This is a genomic window from Streptococcus mitis (assembly GCF_905187495.1).
Lineage (GTDB): Bacteria > Bacillota > Bacilli > Lactobacillales > Streptococcaceae > Streptococcus > Streptococcus mitis_CU.
Map to the genome: position 1 here is coordinate 509,907 of NZ_CAJJIB010000151.1, position 20,679 is coordinate 530,585.

General features: G+C 41.8%; 19 protein-coding genes. 11 read left to right on the forward strand and 8 right to left on the reverse strand.

Features of this window, described 5'->3' with window-relative positions:
• The first annotated feature begins 35 nt into the window (after positions 1-35).
• Positions 36-1,109: a DUF2974 domain-containing protein gene (locus JQ843_RS08655; RefSeq protein ID WP_203213407.1), complete on the forward strand. Its 1,074-nt coding sequence runs from the start codon at positions 36-38 to the stop codon at positions 1,107-1,109.
• A gap of 87 nt (positions 1,110-1,196) precedes the next feature.
• Here the strand turns inward: JQ843_RS08655 and JQ843_RS08660 are convergent, their stop codons facing one another.
• The 3 genes from JQ843_RS08660 to JQ843_RS08670 form a co-directional block, all read right to left on the reverse strand.
• Complete coding sequence (locus JQ843_RS08660) at positions 1,197-2,216, reverse strand: YdcF family protein (protein ID WP_203213408.1); 1,020 nt, start codon at positions 2,214-2,216, stop codon at positions 1,197-1,199.
• Between the two features lie 68 nt (positions 2,217-2,284).
• Positions 2,285-2,722, reverse strand: a complete 438-nt coding sequence (locus tag JQ843_RS08665) for an Rrf2 family transcriptional regulator (protein WP_001166796.1) — start codon at positions 2,720-2,722, stop codon at positions 2,285-2,287.
• Between the two features lie 75 nt (positions 2,723-2,797).
• Positions 2,798-3,640 carry a metallophosphoesterase family protein gene (locus tag JQ843_RS08670; RefSeq protein WP_203213409.1) on the reverse strand — a complete coding sequence of 281 codons (843 nt, stop codon included), beginning with the start codon at positions 3,638-3,640 and terminating at the stop codon, positions 2,798-2,800.
• 111 nt (positions 3,641-3,751) lie between these two features.
• Between JQ843_RS08670 and JQ843_RS08675 the strand changes: the two genes are divergently transcribed.
• The 4 genes from JQ843_RS08675 (at position 3,752) to JQ843_RS08690 (ending at position 6,198) form a co-directional block, all read left to right on the forward strand.
• Positions 3,752-4,402 carry a metal-dependent transcriptional regulator gene (locus JQ843_RS08675; protein ID WP_000188514.1) on the forward strand — a complete coding sequence of 217 codons (651 nt, stop codon included), beginning with the start codon at positions 3,752-3,754 and terminating at the stop codon, positions 4,400-4,402.
• Positions 4,403-4,522: 120 nt separating this feature from the next.
• Positions 4,523-5,233: a nicotinamide mononucleotide transporter gene (locus JQ843_RS08680; RefSeq protein ID WP_203213410.1), complete on the forward strand. Its 711-nt coding sequence runs from the start codon at positions 4,523-4,525 to the stop codon at positions 5,231-5,233.
• 119 nt (positions 5,234-5,352) lie between these two features.
• A complete protein-coding gene (locus JQ843_RS08685; protein WP_203213411.1) occupies positions 5,353-5,766 on the forward strand; it encodes a hypothetical protein in 414 nt (137 codons plus the stop codon).
• A gap of 18 nt (positions 5,767-5,784) precedes the next feature.
• Positions 5,785-6,198, forward strand: a complete 414-nt coding sequence (locus tag JQ843_RS08690; protein ID WP_080998534.1) for a hypothetical protein — start codon at positions 5,785-5,787, stop codon at positions 6,196-6,198.
• Between the two features lie 38 nt (positions 6,199-6,236).
• On the opposite strand, the gene dtd is transcribed toward JQ843_RS08690, so the two are convergent.
• Both dtd and JQ843_RS08700 read right to left on the reverse strand, forming a co-directional pair.
• Positions 6,237-6,680 (reverse strand): D-aminoacyl-tRNA deacylase, encoded by a 444-nt coding sequence (gene dtd, locus JQ843_RS08695; RefSeq protein ID WP_049544844.1) that lies wholly within the window; start codon positions 6,678-6,680, stop codon positions 6,237-6,239.
• Positions 6,681-6,709: 29 nt separating this feature from the next.
• Positions 6,710-8,932: a RelA/SpoT family protein gene (locus tag JQ843_RS08700; protein ID WP_203213412.1), complete on the reverse strand. Its 2,223-nt coding sequence runs from the start codon at positions 8,930-8,932 to the stop codon at positions 6,710-6,712.
• Between the two features lie 325 nt (positions 8,933-9,257).
• Between JQ843_RS08700 and JQ843_RS08705 the strand changes: the two genes are divergently transcribed.
• Both JQ843_RS08705 and JQ843_RS08710 read left to right on the forward strand, forming a co-directional pair.
• Entirely contained in the window at positions 9,258-10,715 is a 1,458-nt protein-coding gene (locus JQ843_RS08705) for an N-acetylmuramoyl-L-alanine amidase (RefSeq protein ID WP_203213413.1), read from the forward strand.
• A gap of 252 nt (positions 10,716-10,967) precedes the next feature.
• The gene (locus JQ843_RS08710) at positions 10,968-11,597 is read left to right on the forward strand and encodes an MBL fold metallo-hydrolase (RefSeq protein ID WP_203213414.1); all 630 of its coding nucleotides are present in this window, start codon (positions 10,968-10,970) and stop codon (positions 11,595-11,597) included.
• A 128-nt stretch (positions 11,598-11,725) separates the two neighbouring features.
• Here JQ843_RS08710 and pepO read toward each other — a convergent pair whose 3' ends face one another.
• Positions 11,726-13,618 carry an endopeptidase PepO gene (pepO, locus tag JQ843_RS08715; RefSeq protein ID WP_203213415.1) on the reverse strand — a complete coding sequence of 631 codons (1,893 nt, stop codon included), beginning with the start codon at positions 13,616-13,618 and terminating at the stop codon, positions 11,726-11,728.
• 177 nt (positions 13,619-13,795) lie between these two features.
• On the opposite strand from pepO, the gene JQ843_RS08720 reads away from it, so the two are divergent.
• From JQ843_RS08720 to tpx, 4 genes are all read left to right on the forward strand, one after another.
• Positions 13,796-14,518 carry a metal ABC transporter ATP-binding protein gene (locus JQ843_RS08720; RefSeq protein WP_023946180.1) on the forward strand — a complete coding sequence of 241 codons (723 nt, stop codon included), beginning with the start codon at positions 13,796-13,798 and terminating at the stop codon, positions 14,516-14,518.
• Positions 14,515-15,363, forward strand: a complete 849-nt coding sequence (locus tag JQ843_RS08725) for a metal ABC transporter permease (protein ID WP_033682180.1) — start codon at positions 14,515-14,517, stop codon at positions 15,361-15,363. The genes JQ843_RS08720 and JQ843_RS08725 overlap by 4 nt, the downstream gene beginning before the upstream one ends.
• Before the next feature lie 31 nt (positions 15,364-15,394).
• The gene (gene psaA / locus JQ843_RS08730) at positions 15,395-16,324 is read left to right on the forward strand and encodes a metal ABC transporter substrate-binding lipoprotein/adhesin PsaA (RefSeq protein ID WP_203213416.1); all 930 of its coding nucleotides are present in this window, start codon (positions 15,395-15,397) and stop codon (positions 16,322-16,324) included.
• Positions 16,325-16,552: 228 nt separating this feature from the next.
• Entirely contained in the window at positions 16,553-17,044 is a 492-nt protein-coding gene (gene tpx, locus JQ843_RS08735; RefSeq protein ID WP_203213417.1) for a thiol peroxidase, read from the forward strand.
• 96 nt (positions 17,045-17,140) lie between these two features.
• Here the strand turns inward: tpx and JQ843_RS08740 are convergent, their stop codons facing one another.
• Both JQ843_RS08740 and JQ843_RS08745 read right to left on the reverse strand, forming a co-directional pair.
• Positions 17,141-19,849, reverse strand: coding sequence for an ABC transporter permease (locus JQ843_RS08740; RefSeq protein WP_203213418.1), 2,709 nt, complete (start codon positions 19,847-19,849; stop codon positions 17,141-17,143).
• 1 nt (position 19,850) lies between these two features.
• Positions 19,851-20,552 carry an ABC transporter ATP-binding protein gene (locus tag JQ843_RS08745; RefSeq protein WP_203213419.1) on the reverse strand — a complete coding sequence of 234 codons (702 nt, stop codon included), beginning with the start codon at positions 20,550-20,552 and terminating at the stop codon, positions 19,851-19,853.
• Positions 20,553-20,679: the final 127 nt, after the last annotated feature.

Below are 20,679 nucleotides of genomic sequence, written 5' to 3' on the forward strand. Positions count from 1 at the left end.
ATTGTGATAAGATAAATAAAAAGAAAGGAGTTCTTATGACCAATATTTTTGATTATCTGAAAGATGTCGCATACGATTCCTTTTACGACCTACCTTTGAATGAATTAGACATTTTAGCCCTAACAGAAACCACCTACCTCTCCTTTGATAATCTAGTCTCCGCAAGTCCTCAGCGACTTTTAGACCTGGCACCTCAGGTTCCAAGGGAGCCCAACATGTTGACCAGCAAAAATCGCCTCCAGCTATTAGATGAGCTATCTCAACACAAGCGCTTCAAAAATTGCAAACTCTCCCATTTTATCAACGACATCGACCCTGGACTGCAAAAGCAATTTGCAGCTATGACCTACCGCCTCACTCTCGATACCTATCTGATTGTTTTTCGAGGTACAGATGACAGTATCATTGGCTGGAAGGAAGATTTCCACCTGACCTATATGAAGGAAATTCCTGCTCAAAAGCACGCCCTTCGCTATTTAAAGAACTTTTTTGCCCACCATCCTAAGCAAAAGGTCATTCTGGCTGGGCATTCCAAGGGAGGAAATCTAGCCATCTATGCTGCTAGTCAAATTGAGCAAAGCTTGCAAAATCAAATCACAGCAGTTTATACCTTTGATGCACCTGGTCTCCACAAAGAACTGACACAAACCGAGGGCTATCAAAGGATAATGGATAAAACCAAGGTCTTCATCCCACAAGGTTCCATCATCGGTATGATGTTGGAAATTCCGGCCTATCAAATCATCGTGCAAAGTACTGCCTTAGGTGGTATCGCCCAGCACGATACCTTTAGTTGGCAGATTGAGGACAAGCACTTCGTCCAACTGGATAAGACCAACAGTGATAGTCAACAAGTAGACACAACTTTCAAGGAGTGGGTGGCGACAGTCCCTGACGAAGAACTTCAGCTCTACTTCGACCTCTTCTTTGGCACCATTCTTGATTCTGGTATTACATCTATCAATGACTTGTCTTCCTTAAAGGCGCTTGAACACATTCATCATCTCTTTATCCAAGCGCAATCCCTCACTCCAGAAGAAAGGGAAACTATGGGTCGCCTTACCCAATTATTGATTGATACCCGTTACCAAGCCTGGAAGAATAGATAATACTCTTGAAAATTAAATGTATACAAAACAAAAGACCTAGAATACATACTTTCATGTGCATTCTAAGTCTTTTTAAATAAAATCTAACTACCAAATAATCCCTTTGTAGGCTATCAAAATGAGGACTGATAGTAGGACATAAAAGGCAAGGAAAAGCCATTTCATCTTGACACAGAGCGCTAAGTACTCCCGAATAAAGGCAGATGGTATGTAGTAGCCTGCCGTCCTACATCCGAGGCCATCTCCCTTCATATTTAACTTACGCGCATAGGTACTGGTACGAAAAACATGATAGTCATTTGTAACAAAGAGAAATTGAGGTTTGGCTACCAGTTTCTCGCCAAGTTCCTTAGAAAAGAGAAGGTTCTCATAGGTAGTCCTTGATTGATCCTCCAGAATAATCGCTTCTTGGGGAACATCTGTCTCTTCAAGCAGATAGTTTGTAATAGCCTGCGCTTCAGAAATCTTCTCATCTGCTCCTTTTCCACCGCTGGCAATAATTTTTATGTTAGAATTTTTAGACTTGTAGTAAGCTTCTACTGCCTTATCAATTCTCCTCTTTAGCAAAGGTGTTACCTTTTCTCCGTCTAACAAACCTGCACCGTGAATGATAATAAAATCATAATGCTTCTTCTTAGGAATAAAGAGATACAAGATAGAGTACAGCATAAAACCCGTAAAAGCAAAGCCAAAAATAAAATAAGAGTAGAAAATGAATACAAATAAAATGTTTAGAAAGTGATTGGTGTAAAATAATTCATTTTGAACTCCCAATCGAAATGAAATCAAGGCAAAAAATACCAAAATGACTATTCCAAGGAGCATGGAGAGATAATTGGCCTTTGAACGTCCCTCTCGCTTCAACAAAATGACCCCATTATAGATTAAAAAGATACCACTCAGAAAAAGCAAAAAAGGAAGTAAAATAAAGGGAAATATAAAAAAAGCGAAATGAATCTTCTCATACCCATTTTGATAAAAAAGGTAGCCTAGATAAAAATAACTGGAAATGAGGGATAATAAGAATAATACTGGATTCCACAAACTTCTATTATCTTTCCAAAATGACACTATAAAGGCTAATACAATTCCTATAACAAGATACATTTCTTCCTCCTTTAATGATTCTATTTTATCACAATTTTACATAGAGAAAAAGAGGGCATCTACCCCTCTCACTCCTTCATTTGACTCTCTGCATCGGCTACGACCTGTTCTAGACTGGTCTGACCAAGCTCAGCCTCCATAGCCAGCTGGATTCTCTCCAATTTTTGATCCAAAACATCATGAATATGAGCTCCAACTGGGCAATTTGGATTTGGATTGTCATGAAAACTGAAGAGTTGACCAGTCTTACCAAGACACTCAACCGCTTGATAAACATCTAATAGACTAATGTCTTTGAGATCCTTGACAATCTCTGTCCCACCTGTTCCGCGCGCGACTGAAATCAACTCTGCCTTCTTCAACTGGGACAAGGTTTTTCTGATAATGACAGGATTGACCCCGACACTAGCAGCCAGAAAATCACTGGTCACCTTGCTTTCCTTCCCCTTGAGGGCAATGATTATCAGCATATGAGTCGCAATGGTAAATCTACTTGGAATTTGCATTCTCTTCTCCTTTTTACGAGGCTACCCTGCCTCTACTCTTCTTTTTCTTTTATTATACCCTTTTCAGTTGTAATGTCAATCATTACCACCCTTTAACCAGGCATCTAATTCCCTGTCATAGCCCTCTTTCTGGGCCAATTCTCTCAGAAATTCTTGATGATGAGTATGGTGGATACCATTGACCAGACTTTCATAGTAAACCTCAAAATAGGGAAGTTTGAGGTCTTTAGCTAGCTGCAATTCAGCTGCCACATCGTAGTCCACCCGTCGGAAGTCCATATCTACCAAGCCCTTGTCATCAAACTCCAAAATCATATACTGGGCCCGTAAGTCCTTCCGCAACTGGGCATCTAGAAAGAAAGGTTGCCCAATCGAACCTGGATTGACAATCAATTGCCCACCAGTCCCGTAACGAAGCAACTGCTGGTGGATATGACCATAGACAGCAATATCACAAGGCGGATTGGTCACCAAGCGGTCAAAATCCTCTTGTTCTCCAGTGTGAATCAACTCTCTCCCCCAGTTCTTATCAGGAAGATGATGGCTAATTCCCACCGTCAAATCCCCAAACTGACGATGAATCTGGAGAGGTTGATTGTGGAGCAGTTCAATTTCTTCTAGGGAAATTTCCTCTAAAACATACTGACACTGGCGCAAGAGATAGCGTTGACTGGGACGAGTACTATCCAATTCCTTGCGGACACCATGCCACAAACTGTCTTCCCAGTTTCCCAAAACTCTAGCCGTAATCGGTAGTTGAGCCAACAAGTCCAAAATCCTTCTACGCCCTGTCCCTGGCATGAGAATGTCTCCCAAAAGCCAGTATTCATCCACTCCTAGCTGCCGCGCATCTGCTAAAACTGCCTCTAAAGCAGTGGTATTACCATGAATATCTGAAAGAAGAGCTATTTTCGTCATATCCATCTCCTCGTTTTTTCTCTTGCAATAAGTATAACATAAAAAGTCACAGCTAGAGAAATCTAGCTTTTTTTGATATACTAGATATAGATATTAGACAAGAGGAAGCGAATGACCCCGAATAAAGAAGACTATCTAAAATGTATTTATGAAATTGGCATAGATTTGCATAAAATCACCAACAAGGAAATTGCGGCTCGCATGCAAGTCTCTCCCCCTGCCGTAACTGAAATGATTAAACGGATGAAGAGCGAAAACCTCATCCTTAAGGACAAGGAATGTGGCTATCTACTGACTGACCTCGGCCTCAAATTGGTCTCTGAGCTCTATCGTAAGCATCGCTTGATTGAAGTTTTTCTAGTCCATCATTTAGACTATACAAGTGACCAGATTCACGAGGAAGCTGAGGTCTTGGAACATACTGTCTCTGACCTGTTCGTGGAAAGACTGGATAAATTGCTAGGATTTCCCAAGACCTGTCCTCATGGAGGAACTATTCCTGTCAAGGGAGAACTCTTAGTTGAAATCAATAACCTGCCACTAGCTGATATCAAGGAAGCTGGCGCCTACCGCCTGACTCGGGTGCACGATAGTTTTGACATTCTCCATTATCTGGATAAGCACTCACTTCGCATCGGTGATCCGCTCCAAGTCAAGCAGTTTGATGGCTTCAGTAACACCTTTACTATCCTTAGTAAAGACGAGGATTTACAAGTGAATATGGACATTGCAAAACAACTCTATGTCGAGAAAATCAACTAATTTCTCAAGTCCCCCAACCAACCCTGAAAGTTTTATTTTCAGGGTTTTATTTCTATCATTTGATTTTGCTTTCATTTAATTGTAGAATATTTGTAAAAAAAAAGAAAGATAGTTTAAACTATGAAAAAATCACTAAAAATTTTTGCTACATCTAAATGGTTTGACCTCTTCGGGGTTGCTTTAGTCGTTGGGATTGCGATTGCATCTGGTTACCTCAACTCCCGTCTCGATAAATTCGTAGACTGCGGACCATGGACAGCTCTTGTACCCTTTGGATTGATTTCCGTAACCAACGTTGGGATTTCCATGTTGTCCACTCGTTTCACGGGGAAATTAAGCAAATGGGGAAATTACTTTGGTATTGTTAATACCATTTTGTCCGGTGCTATTGATTATATCCTTGGAAATAAGGCGGCTATTATCACCTATCCCGTCACCTTCCTCATTTATACCTTTGCTATTAAGAAATGGGAAGCTTCGCAAGAAGGCAGACCCAACCAAATGAGCCAAAAACAGCTAAAATTGGCGGCCATCATCATTTCCATCATCGCCTTCCTCTTTGCCTTTGTGGCCAACTATATCGGCTATGGAGGAAAGATGAATCTCCTTGCCTACGTAACAACTATTGCCTTTGCACTGTCCCTCATTGCAAATGCTTTTAACGCATTGAAACTAACAACTCAGTGGGGCTTTTGGTTGATTTACAATTTCGTTCAGCTGACAAAAGCTGGTATTCAAGGAAATTTTGCCAATATCGGAAAATACATCTTTTATATCCTCAATGCAATCGGAGCTTTATTTGTCTGGAATGATGAAGAAGTGGAACAATAGGAGGAAACTCAAATAAAGAAATCTATCAGAATCTCCTTACTAAAATTTTTTATCATTTTACTTGTAACTTCCATTCTTTTGGAGTAGAATGAAGCTAGATAAAAGAGGGAGGTCTTGTCATGAAAAATCTCTTTAGAATCCATTTTACAGCAATTGCGGTTATCGATTTGCTACTATTCGCATTTTTCAGCAAAAGACCCGATACATCTTTGAGGTGGCTCTTGCTATCTGGTTTTATTTTCCTCCTTACTCAAGGACTCCTGTTATTTCGCTTGGTTGTCCGACTCAAACATCAATTCGCTGAGATTTATCCTCAAATCAATAAAAAGATTCGCTTCTACTATTTAGGGGTGCTCATCAGCGACTTTCTATTTTTTGTCCTTTTAGCCTTCGTTAGTTCTCATCGTTTTTCATCTCTTATGCCAATCATCACTGCTTGCCATTCTACTTTTTATTATATGACAACTGACCACCTAAGAGAAAACTATCCAGACTTTTACGACAAACACATCACTTTATGGGAGTGTCTCTAAGGAAAAGGAGGTTTTGGCATGAAAAAAATCATCTTCATCAAAACCATTCAACTCCTTGTCATTGATGGAATCATGCTGGCATTTTTGGCATTTAAAAAGGGGCTTACTTGGGATTGGATGTTGATTTATAGCGGTTGGCTCATTTTCTTTCATCCTGTGCTATTGACCTATCTTTCCAACCAACTTTGTGACCACTTTAGTCACCTCTATTCCCAGATTAGACCGAGATTCTGGCGTTTTACCTTACAAATCCTTCTATGGGATAGCCTGATCATTCTCTCCTTGCTGTTTTTAAGTGGTATGCCACTTTTCCTTCAGGGAACTCTCCTCATCCTAGGACACCTCATCCCTTCCTATCGCATAAGCCAAAGCCTGAAAAGAGACTTCCCAAAAGCCTATCAGGAACTGATTTCATTTTGGAGTATTTTATGATAGATAAGAAAAACCAAGCCGGCTGGGCTTGGTCTTTCTTATCTATTTTTAGTATCAAGGATAATGGTGACTGGTCCGTCATTGACCAGCTCAACCTGCATATCCGCTCCAAAAATACCTGTCTGAACGGGCACTTCTTGCGCTAGTTTTTGATTGAAAGTATCATAGAAGTCTGATGCCCTATCAGGCTTGGCTGCACCTGTAAAGGCTGGACGATTGCCTTTCTTAGTATCCGCAAAGAGGGTAAACTGAGAAATAGAGAGGATTTCTCCTTCAATATCTTTGACAGACAGGTTCATCTTGCCTTCTGCGTCTGAAAAAATCCGCATATTGACCAGTTTTCTCACAGCATAGTCCAAATCTTCCTCTTGGTCCTCTGGTCCAACACCAACCAGCAATAAGAGTCCCTGATTGATTTTTCCCTGAACCTGACCTTCGATACTCACTTGGGCTTTTGTAACCCGTTGGATAATGATTTTCATAATAGCCTTTCTAGTAAGGGCTAGGGCAATTAACCGTTAGTCCGTTTGACAGAGTATACTTCTGGCACACTCTTAATCTTGTCCACAACCGAAGTCAGTGTCGAGAGGTTGGCAATACCGAAGGATACATGGATATTAGCAAACTTCATATCCTTGGTTGGTTGAGCGTTAACAGTTGAGATATTCTTGGTTGTGTTTGAAAGAACTTGCAGTACATCGTTCAACAGTCCTGTACGGTTGAGACCATAGATATCGATATGAGCCATATACTCCTTATTTGAGTTTGAATACTGGTCTTCCCACTCCACATCAAGGAGACGTTGCTCGTAGTTTTCTTGGGCACGCAGGTTCATACAGTCCACACGGTGAATAGCCACACCACGACCCTTGGTAATGTAGCCGACAATATCATCGCCAGGAACAGGATTACAACACTTGGCAATCCGCACTAGGAGACCTGAGGCACCTTCAATGACCACTCCACCCTCATGCTTAACCTTGAGGGTTTCTTTGTTCTCAACCTTGATCTCGCCACCTTTGACAAGCTCTTCTGCTTCCGCCTTGGCCTTGGCACGTTCTTCTTCACGGCGTTCCTTTTCAGTCAGACGGTTAAAGACAGTAATCGCACCGATTTCTCCAAAACCAATAGCCGCAAAGAGGGATTCTTCTGTCTTGTAGCTGGTCTTTTGCAGAACTTGGTCCATATGACGCTTGTCCATGAATTTATTGGCCATATAGCCATTTTCTTGGAACTGAGCCATCAGCATTTCACGACCCTTGTTGACAGACAATTCCTTATCTTGATTTTTAAAGAACTGACGGATCTTGTTGCGGGCCTTGCTGGTCTTGACCATATTGAGCCAGTCACGGCTAGGTCCAAAGGAGTTCGGGTTGGTGACAATTTCAACCTGATCCCCTGTCTTGAGCTTAGTTGTCAGAGGAACCATACGGCCATTGACCTTGGCACCCGTCGCTTTTTCACCGACTTTTGTATGGATTTCGTAGGCAAAGTCAATCGGTCCTGAATCTTTTGGAAGTGAACGGACAGCTCCATCTGGGGTAAAGACATAAATCTCCTCAGCCAGGTAGTTTTCCTTAACTGAATCCACAAATTCCTTGGCATCATCAGCCTGGTCTTGGAGCTCCATCATCTCCTTGATCCAGTTCATACCAATGGCTGATTCCTTGCTGTTAACCTGCCCCTTGATGCCCTTCTTATAAGCCCAGTGAGCCGCAACCCCGTACTCAGCCACCTCGTGCATTTCCTTGGTCCGAATCTGGAATTCAATCGGCCCTTTTGGCCCATAGACAGTCGTATGGATAGACTGATAACCATTGGCCTTGCGGTTAGCGATATAGTCTTTGAAACGACCTGGCATTGGTTTCCAAAGTTCATGCACATAACCAAGCATGGCATAAACATCACTTTGGGTATCTAAAATACAGCGAATGGCAATCAGGTCATAGATTTCCTCAAAACGTTTTCTCTTATCCTGCATTTTGCGGAAAATCGAGTAAATATGCTTGGGACGACCGTAAATCTTCCCATTTAGATGACGATCTGTCGTATATTCCTCTAATTTTGTGACCACCTCATCCACCAAGGCTTCACGCTCTCTGCGTTTTTCCTTCATCATATGGGTAATCTTGTAAAACTCTGTTGGATTGAGATAACGGAAAGATAGGTCTTCCAATTCCCATTTGACGCTAGAAATCCCCAGACGGTGAGCAAGAGGTGCATAGATTTCCATAGTTTCTTTGGAAATGCGCTCCTGCTTGTCTTTTCGAAGATGTTTCAGAGTTCGCATATTGTGCAAGCGGTCAGACAGTTTGACCAAGATAACACGGATGTCCTCAGACATGGCCATGAGCATCTTGCGATGATTTTCAGCCAACTGCTCCTCGTGAGACTTGTATTTAACTTTACCAAGCTTGGTAACCCCATCTACGATTACCCGCACATCAGGTCCAAACTCTCTTTCCAAATCGTCCAAGGTCGCATCTGTATCTTCCACCACATCATGCAAGAAACCACAAGCTACCGTTACAGCATCCAGCTTGAGCTTAGCTAAAATACCTGCCACTTGGATAGGGTGAATAATATAAGGTTCACCTGATTTACGATATTGACCACTGTGGCATTCAACCGCATAGACCAAGGCCTTATGGACAAAATGGACATCCTCTTCCGTTAAATATTCTTTGGTTAAAGCGACAACTTCTTCGCCTGTTAAATTCACTTCTTTTGGCATCTATACTCTCCAATTCTTCCTACCATTTTATCACTTTTTTAAGAATATGAAAACTAGAAAAAGAGGATTCTGAAGCTATTCAATTTGTTGGAACGTATGATAGAATAAGATTCAAACTTAAAAAATAAAATTATCTGATTTTCATCTAACTTTTTTGAAATATAGGCTACTCTAAAAGTTAGTGAAATGAAAATCTTTTCTTCTGCTTAAATAAGAAAAGGTTTGATATTTTGGTAATTTTCTGATTTTTTTAGTGTATAATGGTAATAAGAACAGTATTTTACGATAATTACTGAATTTTCATCTCTCTAGAAAGGTATCTCACATGAAATCACACAAAAGACTGACACTTTTAGCCTTAGCTGTTCTTGGACTAACAAATCAAGTCGTTTTGGCTGATGATACGAGTCATTCCACTACTACCCCTATGACTAGTTCAATCAGTAGCTCAACAAATACTTCCACTAGTCATTCTACTAACAGTTCTACAAATACTTCTGCTCGTAGTTCTCAAGCTAGTACAGAAACTTCGACAAGTACAGCTAGTTCAAGTGAACAAGAAAGTAAACCTTCTCTTTCTAGGGAAACCCAACATAATCAACCTATACAAACTGGCTGGGTAAAAGAGGGGAACAAGTGGACTTTTTATAGTCAAACTGGTGTCAAATTTACAGATACCCTCTATGATGGTTATCTCTTTGATAGTCATGGCTACTTGCTTGAAAACAGCTGGTACCAAATGGGCAATAATTGGTACTATATCAATGGTTCAGGTAAATATTTATCCAACCAATGGAGCCAAATCAATGGCAAGTGGTATGCTTTTGATGGCTATGGTAGAATGTTGGCCAATGTCTGGAAAGGCGATTACTACCTCAAATCCAGTGGTGCTATGGCAGATAAGGAATGGGTCTACGACCAAAGCTACTCTAGTTGGTTTTACCTAAAATCTGGCGGACGCTATGCCCAAAAACAATGGATTGGTTCCTACTATCTAAAATCTGGTGGCTACATGGCCCACAAGGAATGGATTTATGACCCAGACTATCAAGCTTGGTACTATCTTAAGGACGATGGTGTGTATGTTACAGGAACCTATGCTGTGGATGGTAAAAACCAGCTCTTCCAAGGAAATGGAAAATGGGTTCGTGAATTAGCACAAGGTTTTCAAAAAGGACATTACTCTAAAACCATCTTTCTCGATCCAGGACACGGTGGTAAGGATCGCGGGGCTTATTACTATGGCATAGCTGAGAAAGAATTGAACCTACAAGTTTATCGTAAGCTACGTAAACGACTAGAAGGACTCGGCTATACCGTTCTCACCTCTCGAGATAGTGATATAGACGTTGATTTTATTACCGAGCGTTCTCGTATGGTCAACAAGACCAATGCTGACTTTTTCATTAGCCTTCATTTCAATGCAAAAGGGAATGATACGACCGTTAATCTTGGTATCCAGACCTATTCTTACAAGGATGAACCTGGTTTCCCTAGCAAGATTAACAAAGATTGGCACAACAATCCTGAACGGATGAGTGAAAGTAATCGTCTCGCAGCCGATATCCATTCTTCACTGCTAGCTGAAACTGGAGCTAGAGATGCTGGGCTCTTGCAAGCAACCTTTGCTGTTCTACGTGAAACAGCTAAACCAGCTGTTTTGCTAGAGATGGGATATATGGATAATCCAGAAGAAAACCAAAAAATCCGCAGCAGTGACTACCAAGATAAACTGGTTGAAGGGATTGTTAAGGGAATCCAAAAATATTATGCTGGCAATTAAAACAGTTTAAGCCTCGAACTAACTCGAGGCTTATTTTTTATCCAAACCATCTTCTTTCTAGACCTATTTCCTTTTCCAGCTTATTCTCCCCAACTGTGCTATACTTAATCTATACTCAATGAAAATCAAAGAGCAAACTAGGAAACTAGCCGCAGGTTGCTCAAAGCACTGCTTTGAGGTTGCAGATAAAGTTAACGCGGTTTGAAGAGATTTTCGAAGAGTATTAGTACATTCTTTGAGATTGGAGCTAATATGAAAATCCATAAAACCGTGAATCCTGTTGCTTATGAAAATACCTATTACTTGGAAGGTGAAAAGCACCTTATGGTGGTTGACCCTGGTAGCCATTGGGAAGCCATTCGTCAGACAATAGAGAAGATCAACAAACCAATCTGCGCTATTCTCTTGACCCATGCCCATTATGACCATATCATGAGTCTGGACTTGGTTCGCGAGACTTTTGACAATCCTCCTGTCTATATCGCAGAGAGTGAAGCCAGCTGGCTCTATACTCCTGTCGATAATCTCTCTGGTCTCCCTCGCCACGATGATATGGCAGATGTAGTCGCAAAACCGGCTGAACACACCTTTATCTTTCACGAAGAATACCAACTGGAGGAATTTCGTTTCACTGTCTTGCCAACACCAGGTCACTCTATCGGCGGTGTTTCTATCGTCTTTCCGCAAGCTCATTTGGTCTTGACAGGTGATGCTCTGTTCCGTGAAACAATCGGACGAACGGACCTTCCGACTGGTAGCATGGAGCAACTCCTCCATAGTATCCAGACTCAACTCTTCACCCTACCAAACTACGATGTCTATCCAGGACATGGTCCAGCTACTACTATTGCTCACGAAAAGACCTTCAATCCCTTTTTCTAACAGAATGGTGACAATGACTATCGCATTTTAAGTAAACTATCCAGCAAGTCTTTTCATTACAAAAGGCATCCAATCAAGGTTTTCACTCCTGATTGGATGCCTTTTTTCTGATGACTAGATTTTTTGCCTTACCAAATAATCACGCGCTCTTCTGGTGAACGCCACATACCGTCTCCTTCTTTGACATCATAGGTTGTAAAGAAATCATCGAAGTTTGGTACTTGTACATTGACACGGAGTTTGGCTGGTGCGTGCACATCGACGCTAGCCAAGAGTTTCATAAATTCTGGACGACCTTTCATGCGCCAGATGCGACCGAAGTTGTAGAAGAATTCTTCTGCTGAGAAGTCCGGTTCTCTCTTAGCTGCTTCAAGCGCTGCAGCGATTCCTCCCAAGTCAGCCACGTTTTCTGACACAGTCAATTTACCATTAATGGTTGCTCCATAAGAATCTTGTCCATCAAACTGGTCAATAACTTTTTGTGTTTTCTCCTTGAAGGCAGCATAGTCACTCTCTGTCCACCAATCCTTGAGACTACCATTTTCATCAAAGGAAGCTCCGTTGGTATCAAAGGCGTGGGAAATTTCATGGGCAATAACTGCCCCAATACCACCGTAGTTAGCAGAAGATGACTGATGCAAGTCATAGAAAGGCGCTTGTAAAATAGCCGCTGGGAAGACAATCAGGTTCTTCTGTGGATTGTAGTAGGCGTTGACCATATGAGCAGGCATGCCCCATTCCTTGTAATCTACAGGCTGGTTCCACTTGCTCCAACTGTGCTTGATTTCAACACGCGCAAAGGCTAGAGCATTGTCAAAAAGACTAGCAGTCTCATCCACTACCTTGTCCTTGTAGCGTTCTGGTAATTCTTCTGGGTAACCGATATAAGGCTTAATGACATTGAGTTTGACGATGGCCTTGTCACGAGTTTCAGGAGTCAACCAGTCATTTTTAGCCAAGCGTTCCTTATAGACATCAATCATGGTTGCCACTTTTTTCTCTACGTCTGCCTTAGCCTCTGGAGAGAATTTTTCATGTGCATACCAAAGACCCAAGGCTTGTTTGAAAGGCCCTTGTGCTAGCTGGTAGGCTGCCTTGACCTTGTCTTTAGCTTCTGGAACTCCTGAAAGCGCACGGCTATAGGCACCTGACAAGACACGGATTTCTTCTGTTAAATAGCTGGTTGAAAGATTCACAACACTCAAAATCAAGGTTGCCTTGAGGAGAGGCCAGGCCTCTTCACTATAGAATTGGTCTGCTGCTTGCCAGAAACGTTCCTCGTCTACGATAACCTTGTCTGGCACTTGTCCAAGAACGGCTTTGAAGAAGTCATCCAAAGGTAGGGCAGGCGCAAATTTCTTGAAATCTTCGTAATCATATGGATGGTAAAGTTTAGCATACTCTGAACTTTCTTCATTAGAAAGCACCACTGCTGCAATTCGGCGATCCAATTCTAGTCTTTTCTCAAGCAAGTCTTCAATTTCTACATCAGAGAAATCATAAGCCTTGAGGAGATTTGCGCTACTTTCTTTCCAAAGAGTCAAGAGCTCTTCGCGCTGAGGATGGTCTTCTGCATAGTAGGTCGTATCTGGCAGGATTGTGCTTGGAGCACTAGCCCACAGAACATTGATTCTGGCATCCATAAAGTCTGGCGATACACCAAAAGGAAGGAAGTTTGGTTTTCCTGCAAGCTCAAACTCTGCTAGTCTAGCTGTAAAATCTGCAAAAGTCTCCAATTCTTGGAATTCTTTAAGAAGAGGCAAAACAGGTGTAATACCGTCAGCCTCTCTCTTATCAAAATCACGAACTAGGCGGTGGTATTTGATAAAATTTTCCAAGATAGAATCCTCAGGCACTTCTTCTCCTGCCAACCACTTGTCTGTTGTCGCTAGCATCAGGTTTTCAATTTCCTGGTCTAAATCAACAAAACCTCCCGTTTGAGACTTATCTGCTGGAATTTCAGCTGTCTTCTGCCATTCTCCATTGATAGCATCATAAAAATCGTCTTGATAACGTGTCATCTTGTTCTCGCTTTCATTTGTACTTGTTTTTAGCTTAACAAAAATTACCTGGGAATGCAATTAAAAATGAACTGATATTTTCTATTGTTTTTCAGTTATTATTTTAATTTTTTCAAAAATTAACTTGACTTAATTTTTTTTTTAAGGTATATTAAGAGACAGGAGGAATACAACTGTATGATACGTATCGAAAACCTCAGTGTCTCCTACAAAGAAACGTTGGCACTTAAGGATATTTCACTAGTGCTCCAAGGACCAACAATTACCGGTATCATTGGTCCAAACGGTGCTGGGAAATCAACATTATTAAAAGGGATGCTGGGAATTATCCCACATCAAGGTCAGGCATTTCTCGATGACAAGGAAGTTAAAAAATCCTTACATCGAATCGCCTATGTCGAACAAAAAATCAATATCGACTACAACTTTCCCATCAAGGTCAAGGAATGTGTCTCGCTAGGACTATTTCCCTCTATTCCTCTCTTTCACAGTTTAAAAGCTAAACATTGGAAGAAAGTGCAAGAGGCCCTTGAAATTGTCGGTCTAGCTGACTACGCTGAACGTCAAATCAGTCAACTGTCTGGAGGTCAATTCCAGCGGGTCTTGATTGCCAGATGTCTGGTGCAGGAAGCCGACTATATCCTCTTGGATGAACCCTTTGTTGGGATTGACTCAGTCAGTGAGGAAATCATCATGAATACGCTGAGAGATCTGAAAAAAGCTGGAAAGACGGTTCTCATCGTCCACCACGACCTCAGCAAGGTTCCCCACTACTTCGATCAAGTCTTGCTTGTCAATCGAGAAGTGATTGCCTTTGGTCCAACCAAAGAAACCTTTACCGAAGCCAATCTCAAAGAAGCTTACGGTAATCGACTCTTTTTCAATGGAGGTGACCTATGATTGCAGAATTTATCGATGGATTGCAAAAATTCCATTTCTTACAAAATGCCTTGATAACAGCTATTGTCGTCGGGGTCGTAGCTGGAGCTGTAGGATGTTTCATCATCCTACGCGGGATGTCACTCATGGGAGATGCCATTTCACATGCTGTCTTACCAGGTGTAGCCCTCTCCTTCATCTTGGGCGTTGACTTCTTTATCGGAGCCATTGTCTTTGGATTGCTAGCTGCCATCATCATTACCTACATCAAGGGAAACTCGATTATCAAAAGCGATACCGCCATCGGCATTACCTTTTCTTCTTTCTTAGCCCTCGGTATCATCTTGATTAGTGTCGCTAAAAGTTCAACTGACCTTTTCCATATCCTTTTTGGTAATATCCTAGCCGTCCAAGATACGGATATGTTTATTACTATGGGTGTTGGGGCAGTCATTCTCTTGTTAATCTGGATTTTCTTCAAGCAACTCTTGATAACTTCCTTTGATGAACTCTTGGCTAAAGCCATGGGAATGCCTGTCAATTTCTATCACTACCTTCTCATGGTACTCTTGACTCTCGTGTCTGTGACAGCCATGCAAAGTGTCGGAACTATCCTGATTGTAGCCATGCTGATTACCCCAGCTGCAACTGCTTATCTTTATGCTAATAGCCTGAAAAGTATGATTTTCCTTTCCTCAACCTTTGGAGCTACAGCTTCAGTTTTGGGACTCTTTATCGGTTATAGCTTTAACGTTGCGGCAGGTTCTAGTATCGTGCTCACAGCCGCTAGTTTCTTTCTCATTAGCTTCTTTATCGCTCCAAAACAACGATATTTGAAACTGAAAAATAAACATTTGTTAAAATAAGGGGCAAAGCCCCAATAAATTGGAGGATCTAATGAAAAAATTAGGTACATTATTGGTTCTTTTTCTTTCCGCCATTGTTCTTGTAGCATGTGCTAGCGGAAAAAAAGATGCAGCTTCTGGTCAAAAACTAAAAGTTGTTGCTACAAACTCAATCATCGCTGATATTACTAAAAATATTGCTGGTGACAAGATTGATCTTCACAGTATCGTTCCTGTTGGTCAAGACCCACACGAATACGAACCACTACCTGAAGACGTCAAGAAAACTTCTCAAGCTGATTTGATTTTCTATAACGGTATCAACCTTGAAACAGGTGGCAATGCTTGGTTTACAAAATTGGTAGAAAATGCCAAGAAAACTGAAAACAAAGACTACTTTGCAGTCAGCGAAGGCGTTGATGTTATCTACCTTGAAGGCCAAAACGAAAAAGGCAAAGAAGATCCACACGCTTGGCTTAACCTTGAAAACGGTATGATTTTTGCTAAAAATATCGCAAAACAATTGAGCGCCAAAGACCCTAGCAATAAGGAATTCTACGAAAAAAATCTCAAAGAATATACTGAAAAACTAGACAAGCTTGATAAGGAAGCTAAGGAGAAATTTAACAACATCCCTTCTGAGAAAAAACTTATCGTAACCAGCGAAGGATGCTTCAAATACTTCTCTAAAGCCTATGGTGTCCCAAGTGCCTACATCTGGGAAATCAACACTGAAGAAGAAGGAACACCTGACCAAATCAAGACCTTGGTTGAAAAACTTCGCCAAACAAAAACTCCTTCCCTCTTTGTAGAATCAAGCGTGGATGACCGTCCAATGAAAACTGTTTCTCAAGACACAAACATCCCAATCTACGCACAAATCTTTACTGACTCTATCGCAGAACAAGGTAAAGAAGGCGACAGCTACTACAACATGATGAAATACAACCTTGACAAGATTGCTGAAGGATTGGCAAAATAATACTCTTCGAAAATCAAATTCAAACCACGTCAACGTCGCCTTGCCGTACTCAAGTACAGCCTGCGGCTAGTTTCCTAGTTTGCTCTTTGATTTTCATTGAGTATAAGCCTCTGAAAAACGTCATTCTCACATGAGCTGGCGTTTTTTCTCTGCCCATATTTCCAGTCAAATCATTGGAAAATTCTGACTGTTTCAGCTAAAATGGAAGAAAAAAGATTGGAGTATCCTATGGTAACTTTTCTCGGAAATCCTGTGAGCTTTACAGGTAAACAGCTACAAGTCGGCGACAAGGCACTTGATTTTTCACTCACTACAACAGACCTTTCTAAAAAATCTCTGGCTGATTTTGATGGCAAGAAAAAAGTCTTGAGTGTCGTGCCTTCTATCGATACAGGTATTTGCTCAACTCAAACGCGTCGTTTTAATGAAGAACTGACTGGACTGGATAATACCGTTGTCTTGACTGTTTCAATGGACCTCCCTTTTGCCCAAAAACGTTGGTGCGGTGCTGAAGGTATTGAAAATGCCATCATGCTCTCAGACTATTTCGACCATTCCTTTGGACGTGATTATGCTCTCTTAATCAATGAGTGGCATCTATTGGCACGCGCAGTCTTTGTCCTCGATACTGACAATACTATTCGCTACGTTGAATACGTGGACAATATCAACTCTGAACCAAACTTTGAAGCCGCAATTGCAGCTGCTAAAGCCCTATAGAAAAAATCCTCTGTCACAAAGAGTTCCCTACTCTTTGAAACGGAGGATTTTTTGTTTACGAGTATATATAAGTTCAATCAGATAAAAGCAACTACCTTACTCTACAGATTTCAAGGCTTCAAGCATATCAACCTTTCTCAGATGATGATTGACGAAGAAACCAAGCAAGGTCAAAATGATGCTTACTGCTGCCACTGGGATTACATAGACTTCCCAGCCTACCTGCGGATAAAAGAGAATAGTAGCAGGCGAAATCATTTGAATCAAAAATTGATGTAAATAGAAACCAGATACCAAACCAAGTACGATTCCCACAAGGGACAGCACAATCGTCTCACGGTAAATGTAGAGAGTGACTTCATTATTATGAAAACCGAGAACCTTGATAGTGGAGAGTTCACGGATTCTCTCAGCTACGTTAATGTTGGTTAGATTGTAAAGGATAACGATAGCCAACAGAACCGATACGATGACCAAGATGGTCATGGTCTGATTGAGGGAGCTAGCGACGGAGTCAAAGAGTCGAATGGCTGAAGCATTTTGGACAACGCTGGACACCGCAGCTTGATTCATAAGTAAGCCGGCCTGCCTTTCGATACTAGTTGCACTGGTATCCCTTAGCGAAACCAGATAAGTGTTGGCTTGGGGTAGCTGGCCGTAAATTTGCTCATAGCTAGCCTGACTCATATAAATAAAGTGACCAACGTAGTTCTCAGTAATAGCAGCAACCGTTAATTCCTTACCTTCAATTTCTAGAGTTTGTCCAACCTTGACACCTGCCAGCTGGGCAAGTTTAGCTGTAATAACGACGCCATCTTTTAATGTCAGCTCCTGCTGACGATTTTGCAGATGGATAAAGGGAGTCAAATCCTCCTTCTCTGTCATCATAAGAGTAACAGTCTGAAGACCAGCCTTACCTTTGAAATCCTTGTCTAGCGTTTTAGAATAGATTTTCTGATAGGCTTGGATGGCCTGCCCTTTCAACACTTCTTCTAGATTTGCCTTGTCTTGATTGGTCGCACTAAGATTTTCAGAGACAATCATTTGATACTGTTGGATTTGTTGAAACTGTCTAGACGGAACTCCTGCTACAGATGATTGGATTCCCAAACCTGCAAAGAGCAGAGCGACTGAACCTGCCACACCAAAGATCGTCATCAACATCCGTTGCTTATAACGGAAAATATTGCGAGCTGTTACCTTATGGGTAAAACTGAGACGGCGCCAGATAAAACTGATACGCTCCAGTAAGATTTTAGCTCCCTTAACAGGTGGTTTAGGCAGTAAAAGCTGGGCTGCTTCATCGTGCAGTTCCTTCCGAGCCACCAGATAGGCTGGTAGAACACTAGCTAACCAACTCAAACCAAGAGCTAGTAAACTATAGCTCCAATAGAACTGAATCTGGTTTTCTCCCACCACCATACCTTTTGTAATGACACTTGAAATCACACTAGCTAGTAAATAATGGCCAAGTATACTACCTAGAGCCGTTCCGACAGTCCCAGCTACTAGACCATAGAGGAGAAATTTAGCGATAATATCCTTACTGCGATAGCCCAAGGCCTTAAAAATACCTGCATGTGTTCGCTCTTCATCCACAAAACGAGTCATAGTTGTAAAGGTCACCATAGCTGCTACGGCATAAAGCACTACAGGAAAGATATTGCCCACTGCCCGAATACTGGCTGAAGCATTACTGTACATGAGGTAGCCCTGACCACCTGGCATGGTCTGACGATTATAGACTTGATACTTGGGCTCAGCCAAATCATCCAAGACTTGCTGATGTTTTTCTAATTTTTCCTTTTCTTGAGCTAGACTTTGTTCAGCCTGCTTTAGTTTGTCCTCTTCCTTGCCCAATTCCTGCTTGGCTTGAGTAAGTTGAGCACTGGTCTGCTCTCTCTGGGCTTGAGGAAGCAAGGCCAGTTGACTTTCTTGAGCCTGTATACGAGCTTGAGCAGCTGCCAAACGACTCTTGCCTTCCTGCAAATTAGCCTGAGCTCGGTCAAGAGTTTCTTGCCCCTTATCGAGAGACTCTTGGCCTTCTTTTTTCAAGAGTTGCAGACGTGCCTTGCCATTATCTGACAAAGCTTGTTCAAGTTCTTCCTGATGTTGCTTGGATTTTTCTTCATAAACTGATGAAAATGCATTTAAGCCTGCTAAATCTTGATATTTCAAACGAGCTATATTGTAGACTTTCTGATCAAACTGGCTAGGCAAAATCACCCCGTATGCTGTCAGAGTCCCGCTTCCGCTTCCTGCGTAGCCCATATCTCGCTGGGAAAGGATTTCAGCCGAATCCACAAAACCAGTAATGGTATATGTATGATTTTTTAAAGAGGAATGACCGCCTTCTTTTTCTTTAAAACTAATCTCCTGTCCTAATCGATATTGCCCCTGCAGATGATTGGCCAAAGCGATTTCCTGGTCTGACTGAGGAAGTCGTCCCTCTCTGAGATGAAAGGTTGAAATTCGCTCTGGCTTGGAATACAGCCGAATAGCATCTTGCCCATTATCCATAGTCACATCTGTCAAGTAGCCAAACTCGACCTCTGCGCCCTCTATCTGTTCTAGTTCTTTTTGATCTGCTTGATCCAAGCCATAGTTAGACATGACTGCCAAATCCAAGGTTTTAGCAGTTGTTAAATAATCATTAGCTGTCGCCTCCATGTTGGGGCTAGTCACTTTGAGGCCTACTAGGGCTAAAGAACCCAGCATCATCAATGTCAAGATAGATAAAAAGCGTCCCTTGGAGCCTGTAAAGGACTGAATTAAGTCCTTCCAATAGGTTTTTCGCTTGATCATGCTAGTACTCCAAACTGTCGATATCCTGAGGATACTGGTTCCTCACCACATCCTTGACACTGGCATCGTGCATATGAATCACGCGATCAGCAATGGGCGCCAAAGCTCCATTGTGAGTCACGATGATTACCGTCGCTCCCTTTTGACGAGACATATCTTGCAGAATTTTCAAAACCTGCTTGCCCGTCTGATAATCCAAGGCGCCTGTCGGTTCGTCACAAAGGAGAATTTTAGGATTTTTAGCTACCGCGCGTGCAATGGAGACTCGCTGTTGCTCCCCTCCAGAAAGCTGGGCTGGAAAGTTATTGAGACGATGAGCCAGACCTACATCTGTCAAGACCTGTTCAGGATTCAAGGCATCTGTCACGATTTCTGAAGCCAACTCCACATTTTCCTTAGCGGTTAGATTGGAAACTAGATTATAAAACTGAAAAACAAAGCCTACATCATTGCGGCGGTAATTGGTTCTCTGGTGCGAACTATAGTCTGCAATATTGGCACCATCAATCCAGATTTCCCCTTCATCATTAGTATCCATCCCCCCAAGAAGGTTAAGAACCGTTGACTTGCCTGCACCAGATGCACCTAGAATAATAACCAATTCACCCTTTTCAATCTCAAAATTCACATCACGATTAGCCACAATCTCCGTGTCCCCAACCTTATAACGCTTGTAACAGTGTTTCATCTCAATATAAGCCATTAGTGCTACCCTCTCTTAAACAAATTACTTCATATTACCATTATAACGCTTTTTCAACTAGTTGGAAACTGCTTACATTCTCAAATCCTTATTAAAAGGCAGTCTCAAACTACTGCCTTCTATCACC

Coding starts and splice junctions, on each gene's coding strand:
- JQ843_RS08655 (WP_203213407.1), top strand. CDS start 36: ATGACCAATATTTTTGATTATCTGAAAGATGTCGCATACGATTCCTTT.
- JQ843_RS08660 (WP_203213408.1), bottom strand. CDS start 2,216: ATGTATCTTGTTATAGGAATTGTATTAGCCTTTATAGTGTCATTTTGG.
- JQ843_RS08665 (WP_001166796.1), bottom strand. CDS start 2,722: ATGCAAATTCCAAGTAGATTTACCATTGCGACTCATATGCTGATAATC.
- JQ843_RS08670 (WP_203213409.1), bottom strand. CDS start 3,640: ATGACGAAAATAGCTCTTCTTTCAGATATTCATGGTAATACCACTGCT.
- JQ843_RS08675 (WP_000188514.1), top strand. CDS start 3,752: ATGACCCCGAATAAAGAAGACTATCTAAAATGTATTTATGAAATTGGC.
- JQ843_RS08680 (WP_203213410.1), top strand. CDS start 4,523: ATGAAAAAATCACTAAAAATTTTTGCTACATCTAAATGGTTTGACCTC.
- JQ843_RS08685 (WP_203213411.1), top strand. CDS start 5,353: ATGAAAAATCTCTTTAGAATCCATTTTACAGCAATTGCGGTTATCGAT.
- JQ843_RS08690 (WP_080998534.1), top strand. CDS start 5,785: ATGAAAAAAATCATCTTCATCAAAACCATTCAACTCCTTGTCATTGAT.
- dtd (WP_049544844.1), bottom strand. CDS start 6,680: ATGAAAATCATTATCCAACGGGTTACAAAAGCCCAAGTGAGTATCGAA.
- JQ843_RS08700 (WP_203213412.1), bottom strand. CDS start 8,932: ATGCCAAAAGAAGTGAATTTAACAGGCGAAGAAGTTGTCGCTTTAACC.
- JQ843_RS08705 (WP_203213413.1), top strand. CDS start 9,258: ATGAAATCACACAAAAGACTGACACTTTTAGCCTTAGCTGTTCTTGGA.
- JQ843_RS08710 (WP_203213414.1), top strand. CDS start 10,968: ATGAAAATCCATAAAACCGTGAATCCTGTTGCTTATGAAAATACCTAT.
- pepO (WP_203213415.1), bottom strand. CDS start 13,618: ATGACACGTTATCAAGACGATTTTTATGATGCTATCAATGGAGAATGG.
- JQ843_RS08720 (WP_023946180.1), top strand. CDS start 13,796: ATGATACGTATCGAAAACCTCAGTGTCTCCTACAAAGAAACGTTGGCA.
- JQ843_RS08725 (WP_033682180.1), top strand. CDS start 14,515: ATGATTGCAGAATTTATCGATGGATTGCAAAAATTCCATTTCTTACAA.
- psaA (WP_203213416.1), top strand. CDS start 15,395: ATGAAAAAATTAGGTACATTATTGGTTCTTTTTCTTTCCGCCATTGTT.
- tpx (WP_203213417.1), top strand. CDS start 16,553: ATGGTAACTTTTCTCGGAAATCCTGTGAGCTTTACAGGTAAACAGCTA.
- JQ843_RS08740 (WP_203213418.1), bottom strand. CDS start 19,849: ATGATCAAGCGAAAAACCTATTGGAAGGACTTAATTCAGTCCTTTACA.
- JQ843_RS08745 (WP_203213419.1), bottom strand. CDS start 20,552: ATGGCTTATATTGAGATGAAACACTGTTACAAGCGTTATAAGGTTGGG.